Origin of the sequence: Actinoplanes sp. GCM10030250 (assembly GCF_042666575.1) — a bacterium.
Classification (GTDB): Bacteria; Actinomycetota; Actinomycetes; order Mycobacteriales; family Micromonosporaceae; genus Actinoplanes.
Genome location: NZ_JBHTDO010000036.1, coordinates 40,147 through 54,637 on the forward strand (window position 1 = coordinate 40,147; position 14,491 = coordinate 54,637).

The 14,491-nt window shown below is 68.8% G+C and carries 14 protein-coding genes; 2 read left to right on the forward strand and 12 right to left on the reverse strand.

Annotated elements, in window-relative coordinates; all coding sequences use genetic code 11:
- Positions 1-53: 53 nt before the first annotated feature.
- Positions 54-860, reverse strand: a complete 807-nt coding sequence (locus tag ACFQV6_RS34705; RefSeq protein WP_378031896.1) for a hypothetical protein — start codon at positions 858-860, stop codon at positions 54-56.
- Positions 861-884: 24 nt separating this feature from the next.
- Entirely contained in the window at positions 885-1,700 is an 816-nt protein-coding gene (locus tag ACFQV6_RS34710; protein WP_378031897.1) for an SAM-dependent methyltransferase, read from the reverse strand.
- A gap of 92 nt (positions 1,701-1,792) precedes the next feature.
- Here ACFQV6_RS34710 and ACFQV6_RS34715 point away from each other — a divergent pair, with 92 nt between their 5' ends.
- Positions 1,793-2,617: a PIG-L family deacetylase gene (locus ACFQV6_RS34715; RefSeq protein WP_378031898.1), complete on the forward strand. Its 825-nt coding sequence runs from the start codon at positions 1,793-1,795 to the stop codon at positions 2,615-2,617.
- A 63-nt stretch (positions 2,618-2,680) separates the two neighbouring features.
- Here the strand turns inward: ACFQV6_RS34715 and ACFQV6_RS34720 are convergent, their stop codons facing one another.
- The 5 genes from ACFQV6_RS34720 to ACFQV6_RS34740 all read right to left on the reverse strand — a co-directional run bounded on the left by ACFQV6_RS34720 (position 2,681) and on the right by ACFQV6_RS34740 (position 7,956).
- A complete protein-coding gene (locus ACFQV6_RS34720; RefSeq protein WP_378031899.1) occupies positions 2,681-2,854 on the reverse strand; it encodes a CsbD family protein in 174 nt (57 codons plus the stop codon).
- Positions 2,855-2,931: 77 nt separating this feature from the next.
- On the reverse strand, positions 2,932-4,848 hold the full coding sequence (locus tag ACFQV6_RS34725) for a glycoside hydrolase family 127 protein (protein WP_378031900.1): 1,917 nt from the start codon (positions 4,846-4,848) through the stop codon (positions 2,932-2,934).
- A 7-nt stretch (positions 4,849-4,855) separates the two neighbouring features.
- Positions 4,856-5,662: a carbohydrate ABC transporter permease gene (locus tag ACFQV6_RS34730; protein WP_378031901.1), complete on the reverse strand. Its 807-nt coding sequence runs from the start codon at positions 5,660-5,662 to the stop codon at positions 4,856-4,858.
- Positions 5,663-6,571 (reverse strand): carbohydrate ABC transporter permease, encoded by a 909-nt coding sequence (locus ACFQV6_RS34735; RefSeq protein ID WP_378031902.1) that lies wholly within the window; start codon positions 6,569-6,571, stop codon positions 5,663-5,665.
- A gap of 74 nt (positions 6,572-6,645) precedes the next feature.
- Positions 6,646-7,956, reverse strand: a complete 1,311-nt coding sequence (locus tag ACFQV6_RS34740; protein ID WP_378031903.1) for an ABC transporter substrate-binding protein — start codon at positions 7,954-7,956, stop codon at positions 6,646-6,648.
- A 282-nt stretch (positions 7,957-8,238) separates the two neighbouring features.
- Here ACFQV6_RS34740 and ACFQV6_RS34745 point away from each other — a divergent pair, with 282 nt between their 5' ends.
- A complete protein-coding gene (locus ACFQV6_RS34745) occupies positions 8,239-9,270 on the forward strand; it encodes a LacI family DNA-binding transcriptional regulator (RefSeq protein WP_378031904.1) in 1,032 nt (343 codons plus the stop codon).
- A 186-nt stretch (positions 9,271-9,456) separates the two neighbouring features.
- On the opposite strand, the gene ACFQV6_RS34750 is transcribed toward ACFQV6_RS34745, so the two are convergent.
- The 5 genes from ACFQV6_RS34750 to ACFQV6_RS34770 form a co-directional block, all read right to left on the reverse strand.
- Positions 9,457-10,053 (reverse strand): hypothetical protein, encoded by a 597-nt coding sequence (locus ACFQV6_RS34750; protein ID WP_378031905.1) that lies wholly within the window; start codon positions 10,051-10,053, stop codon positions 9,457-9,459.
- 110 nt (positions 10,054-10,163) lie between these two features.
- A complete protein-coding gene (locus tag ACFQV6_RS34755; protein WP_378031906.1) occupies positions 10,164-10,550 on the reverse strand; it encodes a BON domain-containing protein in 387 nt (128 codons plus the stop codon).
- A 131-nt stretch (positions 10,551-10,681) separates the two neighbouring features.
- Positions 10,682-12,244 carry a cellulase family glycosylhydrolase gene (locus ACFQV6_RS34760; RefSeq protein ID WP_378031907.1) on the reverse strand — a complete coding sequence of 521 codons (1,563 nt, stop codon included), beginning with the start codon at positions 12,242-12,244 and terminating at the stop codon, positions 10,682-10,684.
- A 470-nt stretch (positions 12,245-12,714) separates the two neighbouring features.
- The gene (locus ACFQV6_RS34765) at positions 12,715-13,176 is read right to left on the reverse strand and encodes a SitI3 family protein (RefSeq protein ID WP_378031908.1); all 462 of its coding nucleotides are present in this window, start codon (positions 13,174-13,176) and stop codon (positions 12,715-12,717) included.
- Between the two features lie 8 nt (positions 13,177-13,184).
- On the reverse strand, positions 13,185-14,465 hold the full coding sequence (locus ACFQV6_RS34770) for a hypothetical protein (RefSeq protein WP_378031909.1): 1,281 nt from the start codon (positions 14,463-14,465) through the stop codon (positions 13,185-13,187).
- Positions 14,466-14,491: the final 26 nt, after the last annotated feature.

The window sequence follows — 14,491 nt, forward strand, 5'->3', positions numbered from 1 at the left end:
GGTGAAGCCTGCCTGGTCAGCCCGCGTGACCTGGCCGTTCGGCCAGAAAAGGATCAGGGGACCGGTACCACCGGGCGCACCGGGGTCTCGACGGTCAGCTCGCCCTCGGCGACAGTCTCGGCCAGCTCCGGCTCGCGGAAGGCGGTCGCCAGGCTCAGCCAGCTGAGGAAGTCGCCGGACCCACCGCAGAGCGCCGACCCGCCGTCACCGCCGCACAGCACTTCCGGGTCGGTGGTGAACTCGCTGTTGTACGGGTCGTCGCCGATCACCAGGCCGAACAGATTCGGCGCCTTGAGCAGCGGTACGTCGCCGTACGGCTCGCCCTCCGGATAGTCGTCGCCCCACCGGAACAGGGTCGTCGCGCCGGCGCCGCACGCGTACTCCCATTCGTCAGGTGCCGGCGGCCGCAGCCCGCGGCTCGCCAGCCCGGCCACCATCCAGTCGTAGTCGTCGCCCGAGTCGTCGGACACCAGCGACTCGGCCGGTTCGGCCCGGACCGCCACGAGCAGCGCCGGCAGGACCACTTCGCGAGCCGGTGACGTGACCCTGTCGACGTATTCGCCGAGCGGAACGTCGATTCCCCACTCGGCCGCCGCCTTCGCGAAGTCAGCCGCCTGCCGGTCGGTGGGCACGAAACGGCTCGCGTCATACCCGGCCCGTGCGGTCCCGCCCGGCACCAGCGCGAAGCGGATCCCGTCCCGGTCGAAGAACGCGGTTCGCCCGCGCCGTCCGTGGTATTCGTGCGCGGCGATACCTGCCAGGCTCGCACCGGCGCCGGCCGCGATGACAGCGGCGACCCGCCCGGCAGCGTCGTCGGAGAGGTCCAGCCAGGCAGCCAGGGTCAGATCAGCGTGGGTCACGTGTGCATTATGCGCAACGATTGATCAGGGCTTGCGGCCCACCGCGGTCCAGATGTTGATGTCGGAGCGCACGGGGATCTCCGCGCCCGGCTCCGGCCGCCACTCGCTGGCCGGCACCACGCCGGGCTCGACCAGCTCCAGGCCGGCGAAGAGGTCGGTGAACTCCTCCCTGCTGCGGGTCCACACGTCGGACCGGCCGGACGCGATGAGCTGCTGGTAGAGCGCCTGCTGCTCGGGGGTGCCGAAGTCGGACGTGGCGTGGGTGGCGACCAGGTAGCTGCCCGGCGGCAACTCCTCGAGCAGGCGCCGCACGATCGGCTCGGCCGCGCCGTTGCCGTGGATGAAGTGCAGGACGGCGATCAGCATCAGGCCGACCGGCTGCTTCATGTCGAGCGTCTCGTGCAGCACCGGGTGGGCGAGGATCGCCTCCGGGTCGTTGAGGTCGGCTTCGACATACGCTGTGCGCCCCTCGGGGCTGCTGTTGAGCAGGGCCCGGGCGTGGACCATGACCAGCGGATCGTTGTCCACATACACGATGCGGCTCTCCGGCGCGTACCGCTGGGCGACCTCGTGGGTGTTGTCGGCGGTCGGCAGGCCGGTGCCGATGTCGAGGAACTGCCGGATGCCGGCCTCCTCGGCGAGGAAGCGGGTGGCCCGCTGGAGCAGCGCCCGGTTGGCCAGCGCGCCGAGGCGCACTTTGGGGAAGTGCCGCTGGAGCTCGTCCCCGGAGGCCCGGTCCGCGGCGAAGTTGTCCTTGCCGCCGAGCCAGTAGTTGTAACGGCGGGCTGGGTGCGCCTCGTTCGGGTCGATCCCCCGGAGGGCGGCGGTCGCGTCATCCACGCGCCAAACGATAGCGCCGCGCCGTCGCTTGTGGATCAGTGGTACGGCCCCATTCCGCCGACGGTTTCCGGTCACCGGCATAGGGTGATCTCATGAGTGAGCGCCCTTTGACCCTGATGGCTGTGCACGCCCATCCGGACGACGAGGCGAGCAGCACCGGCGGTGTGCTCGCCCGGTATGCGGCCGAGGGGATCACCACGGTCGTCGTGACGTGCACGGACGGCCGCTGCGGTGACGGTCCGGACGGCGTCAAGCCGGGGGAGCCCGGCCACGATCCGGAGGCGGTCGTGGCGATCCGGCGGCGTGAGCTGGAGACCAGCTGCGCCACACTGAAGGTCTCCCACCTGGAGATGCTCGGCTATCACGACTCCGGGATGATGGGCTGGGACAGCAACCAGGCGCCGCGAGCGTTCTGGGCGGCCCCGGTGGCGGAAGCCGCGGAGAAGCTGGCCGCCCTGATCCGCGAGTACCGGCCGGACGTCGTGGTCACCTACGACGAGAACGGCGGATACGGCCACCCCGATCACATCCAGGTGCACCGGGTCACGATGGCCGCTGTCGCCCTGGCGGACAGCCCGGCGAAGGTCTACTGGAGTGCGCTTCCGCAGTCGGCGATGCGGCAGGTCGGCGAGCGGATGCGGGAGATGGGCATCGGCCTGGACGGCCCGGATCCGGCCGACATGCCGCCGATGGGCTGGCCGGACGAGGAGATCACCGCCTGGGTCGACGTGTCAGCGGTCCTCGACCAGAAATTCGACGCGCTCGCCGCCCACGCCAGCCAGAGCGACGGCGCCTTCTTCATCGGCCTCGGCCGGGAGACGTTCGCCAAGGTCATGGGCACCGAGTGCTACGTCCGGGTCAAGGACACCACCGGCTCACCCGACCGTGAGGACGATCTGTTCACCGGTCTGCGCTGATCAGCACAAACAGGCCGGGCCGGACTCCCCTGAGGGAACCCGGCCCGGCCTGAAGAAGCACGATCAGGACTTGAAAGCGTCCTTGATCTTCTCGCCGGCCTGCTTGAGGTTCGAGGTGCTCTGGTCAGCCTTGCCCTCGGCCTCGAGACGCTCGTCGTCGGTGGCCTTGCCAACGCCTTCCTTGACCTTGCCGCCGACTTCCTCGGCCTTGTTGTCAACCTTGTCGTCGAACGCCATCTCGCACCTCCACGTCAGATTGATACGGGATCTGGATACCCGTCCTCGCCCTCCCCAACCGCTTTTCGCCAAAAGCACTATTGGACGGTCGACGGGAGCCAGACCCGCATCGTCGACGGGCCACGGCCGGCCCAGTCGTGGTATGGCCGGAGCGTCACGTTCAGCGAGTCCACGTCACTGCCGCGCCCGGGGGGTGGCGGGTAGGGCCACTCCTCGTCCGGCAGCGAGGTGACCCGGCAGGCCACCACGACACCACCGTCCCCGTCGACAGGTGACACTCCGGGATTGAGGCGCAGCGACTCCACCGGTACGTAGGGCGGCAGGTCCACCGACTCGACGCAGTAGACGACAGGTCCGCGCTCGATCGCCACGCATCCCCGTACGGAATCAATGCGTGAATCGGCGGCAGTCAGCCGGGGCCGGACCGCCAGATCGAGCACGACGGCCTCGCCCGGCTGGAAACGCCGCCGCAGGCGGACGTGACCGGGAGCGACAGCGACGCCGTCCAGGGTGGCACCCGCGGCCCAGCGCGGAATACGCAGCGTGAGGGTCCACGGGCTGTCCGGGGCCTCGGTGACCCGGACCGTGACCTTGCCGCTCACCGGATAGTCGGTGTCGATCTCCAGGCCGATCTGACGGCCGTCGGGCAGGGCCGTGCGCACCGTCGCGGCGGCGTACTGGTGGATCTGAACACCGTCGTCGTCGCTGGTGGCGACGTAGGCGGCGAGGCTGGCGAAGGTGCGGGCCAGGTTGGTCGGGCAGCAGGACACCTCGAACCAGGGCGCGCGCAGGGTGGACGCGGCCCGGGGCACGAGCGTGTCGGCCGCCGGCTCGGTGCCGAGAACCCGCTGGTGCAGCGTGTTGGTGTAGAAGAACCGGGTGCCGTCGTCGGAGGGCGAGGTGGCGATGACGTTGAACAGGGTTCGTTCGATCAGGTCGGCGTACCGTACGTCGCCCTCGGCCAGCAGCAGCCGCCAGGCGAGCATCACCGAGCCGACGCCCGCGCAGGTCTCCGAGTACGCCCGGTCCGGCGGCAGCATGAAGTCGTCGCCGAACGCCTCGTCCTGGTGGCGCGAGCCCATGCCGCCGGTGACGTAGGTACGCCGGGCGACCGCTGCCTGCCACTGCCGGGTGACCGCGTCGAGCAGCTCGTTGTCCCCGGTCTCCACGGCCACGTCCACCGCACCCGCGGCCAGGTAGGTCGCCCGCACCGCGTGACCGCGCAGCACCTCGGCCGCGCGGACCGGCACGTCGTCCTGGAAGTAGGCGCGGCCGAACTCGATGTCGCTGAGCGTCTTGTTCCCCCGGCGCTCGACGAAGAGCCGGGCCTGCTCCAGGTACTTGGGCTCGCCGGTCACCCGGTACAGCTCGACCAGGGCGGGTTCGATCTCCGGGTGGCCGCAGACGGCGTTCAGGCCGTCGGGGCCGAAGACCTCGCAGACGTGGTCGGCGGCGCGGACCGCCACGTCGACCAGCTCGTCGTCGCCGAACGTGCGGGCGCGGGCCACACCGGCCTGGATGAGGTGGCCGTAGCAGTAGAGCTCGTGACCCCACTCCAGATCGCTGTACCGCGGCTGCTGGCCGGGCCGCCCGAAGTTGGTGTTCAGGTAACCGTCGGGCTCCTGGGCCGCTGCGACACGGCGGACGATGGACCGGTAACGGGCGTCCAGGCGCGGGTCGCGGGTCCGCCCGTACTCCCAGGCCATCGCCTCGAGAAGCTTGTAGATCTCGCTGTCGGCGAACTCGCGGCCCCGGCGGTTCTGCGGTATGCCGGCGAAGTTGCCGAGCCAGCCGGCGCGGTCCAGCCAGCGTTCGATGTGCGCCAGCGAGGCGGTGCGGTTGACGTCCTGGCGGCGCTGCCAGAAGCCGGGCCGCAGGGTCACCTCGCGCAGGCCCAGCGGCCGGAGCCGGCCGTGACTCGGTGCGGCCGGGGTGCCACCACGGCGCTTCCAGTCGTACGCGGAGACGGTGGTCTGTGCTTCGTTGATCGTCACGTGTGGATCACCCTTTGAGAGCGCCGGACATGAATCCGCGGACGTAGTACCGCTGGAGGGCGAGGAAGAGCACGAGGCAGGGGAGCGCCAGCACGACCACCCCCGCCTCCGTCGCGCCGTAGTCGACGATGCCCATGACCTGCTGGCGCATGTTGGCTACGGCGAGCGGCAGAGGAACCTTGTCGGAGTCGCTGATCAGCACCAGCGGCGTGATGAAGTCGTTCCAGGCGGCGAGGAAGGCGAACAGGCCCACCGTGATCAGCCCCGGTTTCACGGCCGGGAGCAGGATGTACCGCAGTGCGCGTACCGAGCCGCAGCCGTCGATCAGGGCGGCCTCGCGCAGTTCGGCGGGGATCGCCTCGAACGAGATCCGCATCATGAACGTCGCGAACGGCAGTTGGAACATGGCCAGCACGAGCGCCAGCCCGACCAGGGAGTTCTGCAGGCCCAGCTCGTTGAGCAGCACGTAGAGGGGGATCAGCAGGGTGGCGTAGGGGACCATCAGGATGGCCAGGGTGAGCAGGAACAGGGCGTTACGGCCGGGGAAGCGGAACATCGCGAACGCGTACCCGCCGAGCACCGAGACAACCAGCGTGAACCCGACGGTCAGCGCCGACACCAGTGTCGAGTTGAACAGGTACTGGACGATCCCGGCCTGGTAGTTCGCCAGGGTCTGGTAGTTGGCCAGACCCCATCCGTCGATCTGGGCGGTGCCCGCCTGCGGGCTGACCGAGGCCACCGCGGCCCAGGAGAGCGGGAGCAGGAAGAGTACGGCGAGCGCACCGGTGAACACGTGGTAGGGCATCCGGCGCATTCAGCTCTCCTTGTCGCGCAGGCCGCGGAACTGCAGGACGTTGACAACCAGCAGGGCGGCGAGCACCAGGATCGACAGCGCGGCGGCGCGACCGAGATCGTTCTGACCGCCGAAGGCCATGTTGTAGACCAGCTGCACGATGGTGATCGTGCTGTTGTCCGGGCCGCCCTTGGTGAGGATGTAGAACTGGTCGAAGGCCAGCATCGATCCGGTGACGCAGAGGATCGTGCACAGCGCCAGCGAGGAGCGCAGCAGCGGCAGGGTGACGTGACGAAACGTCTGCCACCTGCTCGCGCCGTCGAGCCGGGCCGCCTCGTAGACGTCGCCCGGTATGCCCTGCAGGCCCACCAGCAGCAGGAGCATGTAGAAACCGGCGAAGCGCCACACGATCAGCGCGACCGTCGACCACAGCGCACTCGCCGGGGTGCCGAGGAACGAGTCGATGCCGAGGAAACCGAGCGGGGTGCTCTGCGGCGAGTAGAGGGCGTAGAACAGCAGCGAGGCGGAGGCCAGGCCGAGTGCGCTGGGCACCAGGAACGAGGTACGCAGGAAACCGGTCCAGCGATTGGACTCCTGCACCAGCAGGGCCAGGCCGAGCGCGAGGCCGAGCAGGATGACGGTGGTGATCACCGTGTACTTGACGGTGAACCAGACCGCCGGCCAGAACAGCCGGTCGCCGACCGCCGAGGTGAAGTTCTCCGGCACGTTGACGCCCCGGTTACCGGCGAACAGTCCCCAGTCGGAGACCGACATCCGGCCGACCAGCACGATCGGCACCACAAAGAAGATCAGGACAAAGATCAAGGTCGGTGTCGCGTACGCCCACCCGGCCAGGGCGGGGGAGCGGCGGTACGGCCGGCGGCTCCGGACAACGGGTGGTGCCGAGGCGAGAGTGGGCGTGGATTGCATGGGGCGGTGTTCCTCCAGTGGAGCAGGCAGGGCGTGCGATGCCGGAGCCGGTCGGCCCCGGCACCGCTCCGGCGCTACTGGCCGAGGACGCCGGTGATGGCGGCGTTGTCGTTCGCGAGGGTCCCGGGATCGCCGTAGACCTGGTTGCGGAAGAGGGTCACCCAGGGGCTGCCCGGTGCGTTGAAGGCCTGCTGGAAGTTGACGGCGAACGGGGTCTTGCTCTGCGGCGACGCCGCGACCTTGTTCACCGTGACGACCCGCGGGTCCTTCGCCGAGTACTTGTTGTCGGCGAGGTCGGTCCGGGCGACAGTGCTGTTGCCCGCGGCGAGCACGTCGACCTGTGCGGCCTCGGAGGTGAGCCAGGCCATGAAGTTCCAGGCCTGGTCGCTCTTCTTCGAGTCCTTGGAGATGCCGACACCGTCACCGCCGATGAAGGTGGAGCCGGTTCCCGCGGTGGCGCCCGGGATCGGCACGACACCGACGTCGACCGTCTTGGAGGCCGTCGGCAGCAGCGTCGCCGGGTACGGCATCACGCCGACCTTGCCCTGCTGGAACGCGGCGACCCAGGTGGCACCGGTCTCGTCCTTGGAGCCGGGAGCGATCGCCCCGCCGTCCTGGAGCGCGCGCCAGGTCGAGTAGACCTTCTGCGCGGCCGGGCCGTCGAGCAGGGACTTGGTGCCCTCGGGGTCCATGACCTCCTCGCCACTGGCCCAGACCATCGGGAACCAGGTGAAGACGCCGCAGCCGCCGCAGTTGCCACCGAAGTAGGTGCCGTAGGTGTCCTTCTTGCCGAGCTTCTGGATCGCGAGCGCGTGGTCCTTGAACTCGTCGAGGGTGGTCGGGCCCTTCTCCGGGTCCAGGCCCGCCTCCTTGTAGAGCGCCTTGTTGTAGAAGATCACCGACAGGTCCAGCACGAACGGCAGGACGTACTTGGCGTCCTTGTAGGTACCGGCCGTGACGTGCCCCTGGTTGATCTTGTCGGCGTACGGCAGCAGGCCGATCCGCTCGGTCAGGTCGGCGAACAGCCCGGCCTTGGTCCAGTTCGGCACGTAGACGATGTCCGCGGCGAACAGGTCGGGCAGGTTGCCGCTGCCGGCCGCCGCACCGACCTTCGCCACGTAGTCGTCGTTCGGGACGATCGTGAGCTTCACCTGGTTCTTGTGCGACTTGTTGTACGCGTCGACAAGCGCCTTGGCCTGCAACTCGAGCGGCGCCCGGGTCCACAGGGTCAGCTCCGAGCCGTCGTCGGTGCCCTCCGCCGTGACGGTCGCCGACGAGCCGGTGGCCTTGTCGTCGGAGCCGCATGCCGCCAACGCCGCCACGAGTCCCAGCGCCGCCAGGGAGGCGACCGCTCTGCGCACGCCGCGGGATATCCGTGTCCTCACTGTGCTCCTCCTCAACCGCGCGGAGGCGAACCGTCGCGCGGGCATGTGTGTCGTTTCGGGCTTATGTTTCGGACTTGCCGCCACGTGTACTAAGCTTGCTGCTGCTATGCCACGGGTATTAGCAGGTAGGGACGGTTTCGCCGGACCGAGCGCATCGAGAGATCATTCGGCACCGGTCGCCGAAAACGTTTTCAGAAACGTAATGCTGTGGAGATTTTCTTGTCAAGAGGTTCGACAGGCGGGTATGGCCCGGCTGAGAATCGTCGAGATCGGAGGCGGGGCTTGGAGGCAACGAACGGCGTGGCGGCTCACCGCACAGTCACCTTGCGTGACGTCGCGCGGCTGGCCGGCGTCTCGGTCGCGACGGCGTCCAAGGCGCTCAACGGGCAGCCGCAGGTCCGTGCCGAGACCAGGGCGCGGGTCGTCAAAGCGGCCGAGCAGCTCTCGTTCTCGCCGAACACCTTCGCCCAGAGCCTGATCACGCAGCGCAGCGGGACCGTCGGGCTGCTCACGTCCGACCTCGAGGGCCGGTTCTCCATCCCGATCCTGATGGGCGCCGAGGACGCGTTCGGCTCCGACCAGACCTCGGTCTTCCTCTGCGACGCGCGCGGCGACACCATCCGGGAGAAACACCACCTGCGGGCGCTGCTGACCCGCCGGGTCGACGGGCTCATCGTCGTGGGCGCGCGCCCCGACACCCGGCCGTCACTGGGCCGCGACCTGCCGGTGCCCGTGGTCTACGCCTACGCGCCGTCCGACGACCCGGCCGACCTGTCCCTGGTCACCGACAACATCGGCGGCGGCCGGCTCGCCGTCGACCACCTGATCCGCTGCGGCCGCCGGCGCATCGCCCACATCACCGGCGACCCCGGCTACGGCGCCGCCCACGACCGTGCCCGGGGCGCCCTCGACCGGCTGGCCGAGGAGAACCTGGAACTGGCCGGCGGCGAGGTCTGGTTCGGCATGTGGTCCGAGGCGTGGGGCCGCGGTGCGACCCGCATGCTGCTGGAACGCTGCCCGGACGTGGACGCCATCTTCGCCGGGTCGGACGAGATAGCCCGCGGCGTGCTGGACGTGCTCCACGAGGAGCGCATCGACGTGCCGGGTCAGGTCGCGGTGATCGGCTTCGACAACTGGAACATCCTCGCTGTCAACGCGCGGCCGCCGCTGACCACCGTCGACCTCAACCTGGAGCAGCTGGGGCGGATAGCGGCGCAGCGGCTGTCGGCGGCGATGGAGGGAAATCCGGGCTCGGGCGTGGAAACGATCGCGGGCCGGCTGGTCACCCGGGAATCCACGGCACCGATCGGCTGACAACCGCCACGGGGCCCGTCCTGCGCTTCGGCCTCCGCGGCGGCAGCGGCCCACTCCGCTCTCGCGGCGGCAGCGGCCCATTCCGCTCTCGCGGCGGCAGCGGGCGACTCCGGCTCCGAAAACGGCAGCGGCCCCACCATCGTGAGGCCGCTGCCGGTCGTACCGTAGAAGAAGCTGGACCACCCGTCAGCGCGACAGCGCCAGCGTCGGTGAGTAGGCAGCCTGCTCGCTGACCATCCGCGAAGCGATCTTGAAGACCTCCGCCTCGGTGAGCTCCTTGCCGTTCGCCTCGACCTGCTTCTCGGCCCGGCGGACCAGGCGCAGCAGGCTGGACACCGCCCCGGGATACTCCCGGCAGAGACGGACCGCGACCCGCAGGTGCCGGTCCGAGACGGTGGAGACGTACTCCTCCATGCCGGCCTCCCAGGCCGGCGGGTGGACGAGATAGCCGGCGGGCAGGTTGCCGGGACCGCCGGTGACACCGAGGACCTGCGTGCGGTCGATGACGGCGGGAGCGGACCGCATCGCGATGAAGCCGATGCCCGCGACGCCGAGCGCGATGACGATGCCGGCCGCCAGCAGCGCGTTGCCGGTGCCGACGGCGACGATCACCGCGAGCGTGGACAGGACCAGCCCGCCGGAGACCAGGACCGGGCTGCCCTCGCCGGGTGAGCGCTGGTAGGCCTCGTCGATGCACTTCTGGATGATGCTGTTGAGCAGTTCGTCGTCGGGTCGCCACAGATCGGCGCGTACCGGAACACCACGTTCGTTTGCCTTGGTCATGGGCGGAGGAATCCTTCCGAGAAATGGCCTTCCATGGCCCGGCGCGACCGTGATCTTCCGGGAACGATGCGAGTATCGGCCTGCCCCGGGACCACTGAAGGAATTTCCCCCTATGCGATGGTCATCAGCCAGATCATCGCGGCGAGCGTCAGCGTGGTGCCGACCATGACAAGCGTGTGACCGTACGTCCAAGCGGGCTCCACCACGGCCGGATGCTCCAGGCCGGCGACCATCTCGTCGAAGAGCTCCGGGGCGGCCGGTCCGGCCAGGCGGTCGCAGACGTCCTCGATCCCGGGCGTGGCGCGTGCCCGGCTCGCCGCCTCCAGCCGGGCGGCGGCGGAACGGACGGTGCCGAGCAGGATCACGACCCGGTTCTGCACGCGGACGGTGATCCGCTCCCCGCGCAGGCCGGGGCTGCCGACGATGCGGGCGATCACCTGATAGGTGAGCAGGACGTCCGGATCGCTGCGGAACGGGGATCCGTCGTCGAATGGCATCACAGTGACTCCGTACCTGGTGGCGGCGCCCGAACCGGAACGCCGCCACCGGGCACGGTCTCAGCAGTCTTTGCCGCTGCCTTGGCGGTTCAGACTCGGATATATGACAACGGCATGACGATTTCCGATAATCAGGTGCACGACGTCCCGTTCAACTTCACGGCGGACGGCGCGTTCGCCGTACCGTTCGCGGTGAATCCGATCGTGACCGAACTGCCCGCGGCGAGCGACGGCGAATAGGACGGCGCCGAAGCCGTCACCGTCGTTCCACTCTGGACGACCGTGGCATTCCAGCCACTACCGAGGGTGACCCCCGACGGCCAGGTCCACGTCACCTGCCAGGGGCTGACCGCCGCGCCGCCGCTGTTCTTCACCTGCAGTGACCCTTGGAAACCACCCTGCCACGCATTGCTCTGCGTGTAGGTCACCGTGCAGGCACCTCCGCCACCGGGCGCCGGGCTCGAACTCTGGCTCGCGCTGGGCGACGGGCCCGGGCCACTTCCAGGAACAGGGGCGATCAGGTACGGCTGGAGAATCGCCTGTTTCGCGGTGTTGACGGTCGTCCAGTCGTCGTTCGCGATGCCGCCCGTGTCACCGGAGTTGGGATTCCACGCCCAATAGGTGAACGACATTCCGTTGACGCCGGTACCGGTGTAGGCCATGAGCTTTTCCAGCCACACCTTGTCGACCGGGTTCTGCAGCGTGGTGCCGAATTCCCCCATCATGATCGGGGCGATGTTCTGCTTGTAGAGGTAGCCCCAGTACTTGTCCCAGATCGCCGGCATGTTCGCCGGGTAGGACGGGTCGTCGAACCACTTCTGGTGGAAGACTGACGTCGCGTACTCGTGCGGGGAGTAGACGAGACGGTTGGCCACGCTCAGGCGTACCGGGAACTCGCCCGCCTTCGACAGGTTGCCGCCCCACCAGCCGCAGTCCTCGTCGTTGCTGGGATCGTTGTCCCAGGTGTCGGAGAGGCCACCGCTCGGGCAGCTCACCCCCTCCACGAAGATCAGCCAGTTCGGCTGCACCGACAGGATCGCGTTACCGGCCCGCTCGGCGGCGAGCCGCCAGTCCCGCGCCGGATCGCCGCAGCCCCAGCAGGACCCCGTCGCGTTCGGGTTGGTGCCCTCGGCGTGCGGCTCGTTGTGCAGATCCGCGCCGATCACCGTGGTGTTGCCCGCGTAGCGCCGGGCCAGCATCTGCCAGTTCGCGATCCAGGTGCTCTCCGGCACGCCGGCGGTGTACCAGAGCGCACTCTGCCCCGCGGCCGTCGGGCGGTGCCGGTCGAGGATGACCCGCATGCCTTTCTGTCCCGCGTACCCGATGACCTTGTCCAGAATCTCGAGCGGCCCGAGACCGGCCAGGTCGGGGTTGGTGAAATCGTTGACGCTGGTGGCGGTCGCGCCGGCCTTGAGCGCATCATCGGAGAACGGAATGCGCAGCGTGTTGTAGCCGAGCCCCGCCATGACGTCGATCTGGCCGCGCCAGGGGTTGCTCGACCAGAGCCCGTGGAACGTCTTGTTGTCGGTCTCCATGCCGAACCAGTTGATACCGGTCAGCCGGACGGTGGCGCCCGTGGAGTCGACGATCTTGTTACCGCTGGTGTGGAGGTAGCCGGTCCCGGTGCCGGCAGCTTGCGCCGGGGAGGCGGAGGTCAGAACCGCTGTGGCAGCCGTGGCGGTGACAACCGCCAAGCCGGAGAGTATTGCGGAGAGGCGTTTTGGGAACGGCACGGTGCAGCTCCTTCAGGGACGGGAAGGTGTCCTCATGGTTACATGGGAGCGCTCCCACAACAATCCCCATCAATACCCCGTCGCCGATCCCCCCGCGCCCGCCTGTTCTCCGCGCCTGCCCGCCTGCCTCTGCGCCTACCCGTTCCCCGCGCCTGCCCGCCTGCCTCTGCGCCTGCCCGTTCCCTGCGCCCGGCTGTCCCGCGCCCGCCTGTTCCCCGCACCCGGCTGTTCGCCGCGTCCACTTCGCGGTAGCTGCACACGTTGACGCTTACGTGCCCGTCCCACTTATCCCCGCAACGTTGGTAGCTGCACACGTTGGAGTTGCGTGTGCGCTGACATGGCCCATGACGTGGATAAACGCGCACGCAACCCCAACGTGTGCACCTACTCTCACGCCGCCGTCCCACCCCGCGGCATATGACCGAATCCGCTCACATCAGCCGCTGCGGCAGTGACCGAAGGGCGTGGCCTACGAGCAACGGGGCCACCTCGTCCAACTCGGACCAGTCCTCCCAATCGCTGTTGAAGACCACCTCGTCCGTCAGGCGCTGCAGAACTATCTCCTCGCCGTTGAACAGCAGTACTCCGTGGCTGCGGTACTGGTCGAAGTGCGCAAGCACCGCACCCACCATCGCGGCGACATTGTGATCGCGAGTGGCCGGATCAGCGAGATTGTCGAAGTGGAAGACAGCCGTGACCCGGTGCTCGAAACCGAGCAGACGGGTCACCTCGTAACCCTCGCCCTCGGGAACCTGCCAGGCCGTCACATACATACCGTCCCGAAATACCGTCCCGTCCGGACCCGATCGCCCGTCGAGGGCGGTGACCAGAAGCTTTCGGAGGTCGTCCTGCTCTGCACGGGCGTCGCTTCGCAGGGTGTATTCGATCGCCATCGCCGGGATCACTCACCAAACGGATAGAAGGGGATGACCTTGCCGCCCTTGATCACCAGAATCTCGTCGAGACCTGCCACCGGCCTGCGCCGCAGCATGGCCTCGATCTCGTCCATCGAGCGTGGCGTGTCCTCGAGGTTCAAGATGAGATGGCTCGCCTGATCGGTCGACACTTTATCGCTGATATGAGCCCGAATGGTGTCGAGGTTGCCGCCCTGAGGTGCGTAGCAATCGAAGTAGGTGCCCTCGATGCGGTAGTCCGGGTTCTTGCCGTTCCGCCTGGTCGGCGGGTTCTGTTCGACATGGAAACCTGCCTCGGAAAGCCTGTCGGCGGACTCGTTCTCCCTCCGCAGCGGGTTGTCCTTCCTCCGCGTCGGGTGCGCGTCGGTTCGGTCGCCGTGCGGCTTGCGGCCCGGCTCCGGGGGAGTCGACGGAGTAGTGGGACCGGAGCCCCGGCTAACACTGACAGGAGCGCTCTCAACGGTTCCCGCAACCTGCGACTTACCCGCTGCGGTGGGTGATGAGCGGGCGAGGCGGTCTGCGGCCATGCGCAGGTGATCGAGGACCTTGCTCAGGTTGTCGATTTTGGGGACTAGGTGGCGGAGGCTGTTGAGCAGGGCGCGGAGGCAGCGTTGGATCTCGTTGACCCAGCGGGCGACGAGTCCGGCGACCTGGCCGGCGACGAGGGGTGTGGCGAGGCCGAGGCTGAGGCCTTCCATGGCGAGCCATTGAGGGAGCCGGATGGCGAGGGTGGCGACGAACTGGGCGATCAGGTCGCGGACGATCCCGCGGACCAGGGCGACGAGCAGGCCGGTGCCTTCGACAGCTGAGGAAATGCCGGCGGCTGCGGTGCTGATGCCTTGCAGGACGACGAGGTGCTTATTGGCGTGGGCACGGTAGGCCTCCGCTGAGGCGCCGGACCAGCCGGCGGTCTCGGCGCCGAGGCGGTTGGCGAAGTCGTGGTGTGCGGTGTCGGTGAACGCGGCCACGTTGGACCAGGTGGCGGCGTGGGCGGTGATCTCGTCGGGGTTGCCGGCCAGCCAGTCCAGGGCGTCCTGCAGCGGGCGGACATGCTCCATCAGCCAGGCGACACCCCACGCGGCGAGGGTTCCGAGTGGGTCCATGGCCACGGCCAGGGTGTCCAGGGAGGTGCCGACGCCGCCGAGGGTGACGTCGACCCAGCTGTGATCGCGGATGCCCTCGGCGATCTGGTGGGCGTCTTCGACGAGGCCGAACCCGGTGACCGCCGTGGTCGAATCCTCAACAGCGGCGACCAGGGAGGTGCCCATGGGAACCCGCCCTCCGACGTGCCGGC

What these genes read in the sequence shown, in the direction of transcription:
- ACFQV6_RS34755 (WP_378031906.1), bottom strand. Translation starts at nt 10,550, where the DNA reads ATGCCATTCGACGACGGATCCCCGTTCCGCAGCGATCCGGACGTCCTG.
- ACFQV6_RS34770 (WP_378031909.1), bottom strand. Translation starts at nt 14,465, where the DNA reads ATGGGCACCTCCCTGGTCGCCGCTGTTGAGGATTCGACCACGGCGGTC.
- ACFQV6_RS34735 (WP_378031902.1), bottom strand. Translation starts at nt 6,571, where the DNA reads ATGCAATCCACGCCCACTCTCGCCTCGGCACCACCCGTTGTCCGGAGC.
- ACFQV6_RS34765 (WP_378031908.1), bottom strand. Translation starts at nt 13,176, where the DNA reads ATGGCGATCGAATACACCCTGCGAAGCGACGCCCGTGCAGAGCAGGAC.
- ACFQV6_RS34715 (WP_378031898.1), top strand. Translation starts at nt 1,793, where the DNA reads ATGAGTGAGCGCCCTTTGACCCTGATGGCTGTGCACGCCCATCCGGAC.
- ACFQV6_RS34720 (WP_378031899.1), bottom strand. Translation starts at nt 2,854, where the DNA reads ATGGCGTTCGACGACAAGGTTGACAACAAGGCCGAGGAAGTCGGCGGC.
- ACFQV6_RS34750 (WP_378031905.1), bottom strand. Translation starts at nt 10,053, where the DNA reads ATGACCAAGGCAAACGAACGTGGTGTTCCGGTACGCGCCGATCTGTGG.
- ACFQV6_RS34730 (WP_378031901.1), bottom strand. Translation starts at nt 5,662, where the DNA reads ATGCGCCGGATGCCCTACCACGTGTTCACCGGTGCGCTCGCCGTACTC.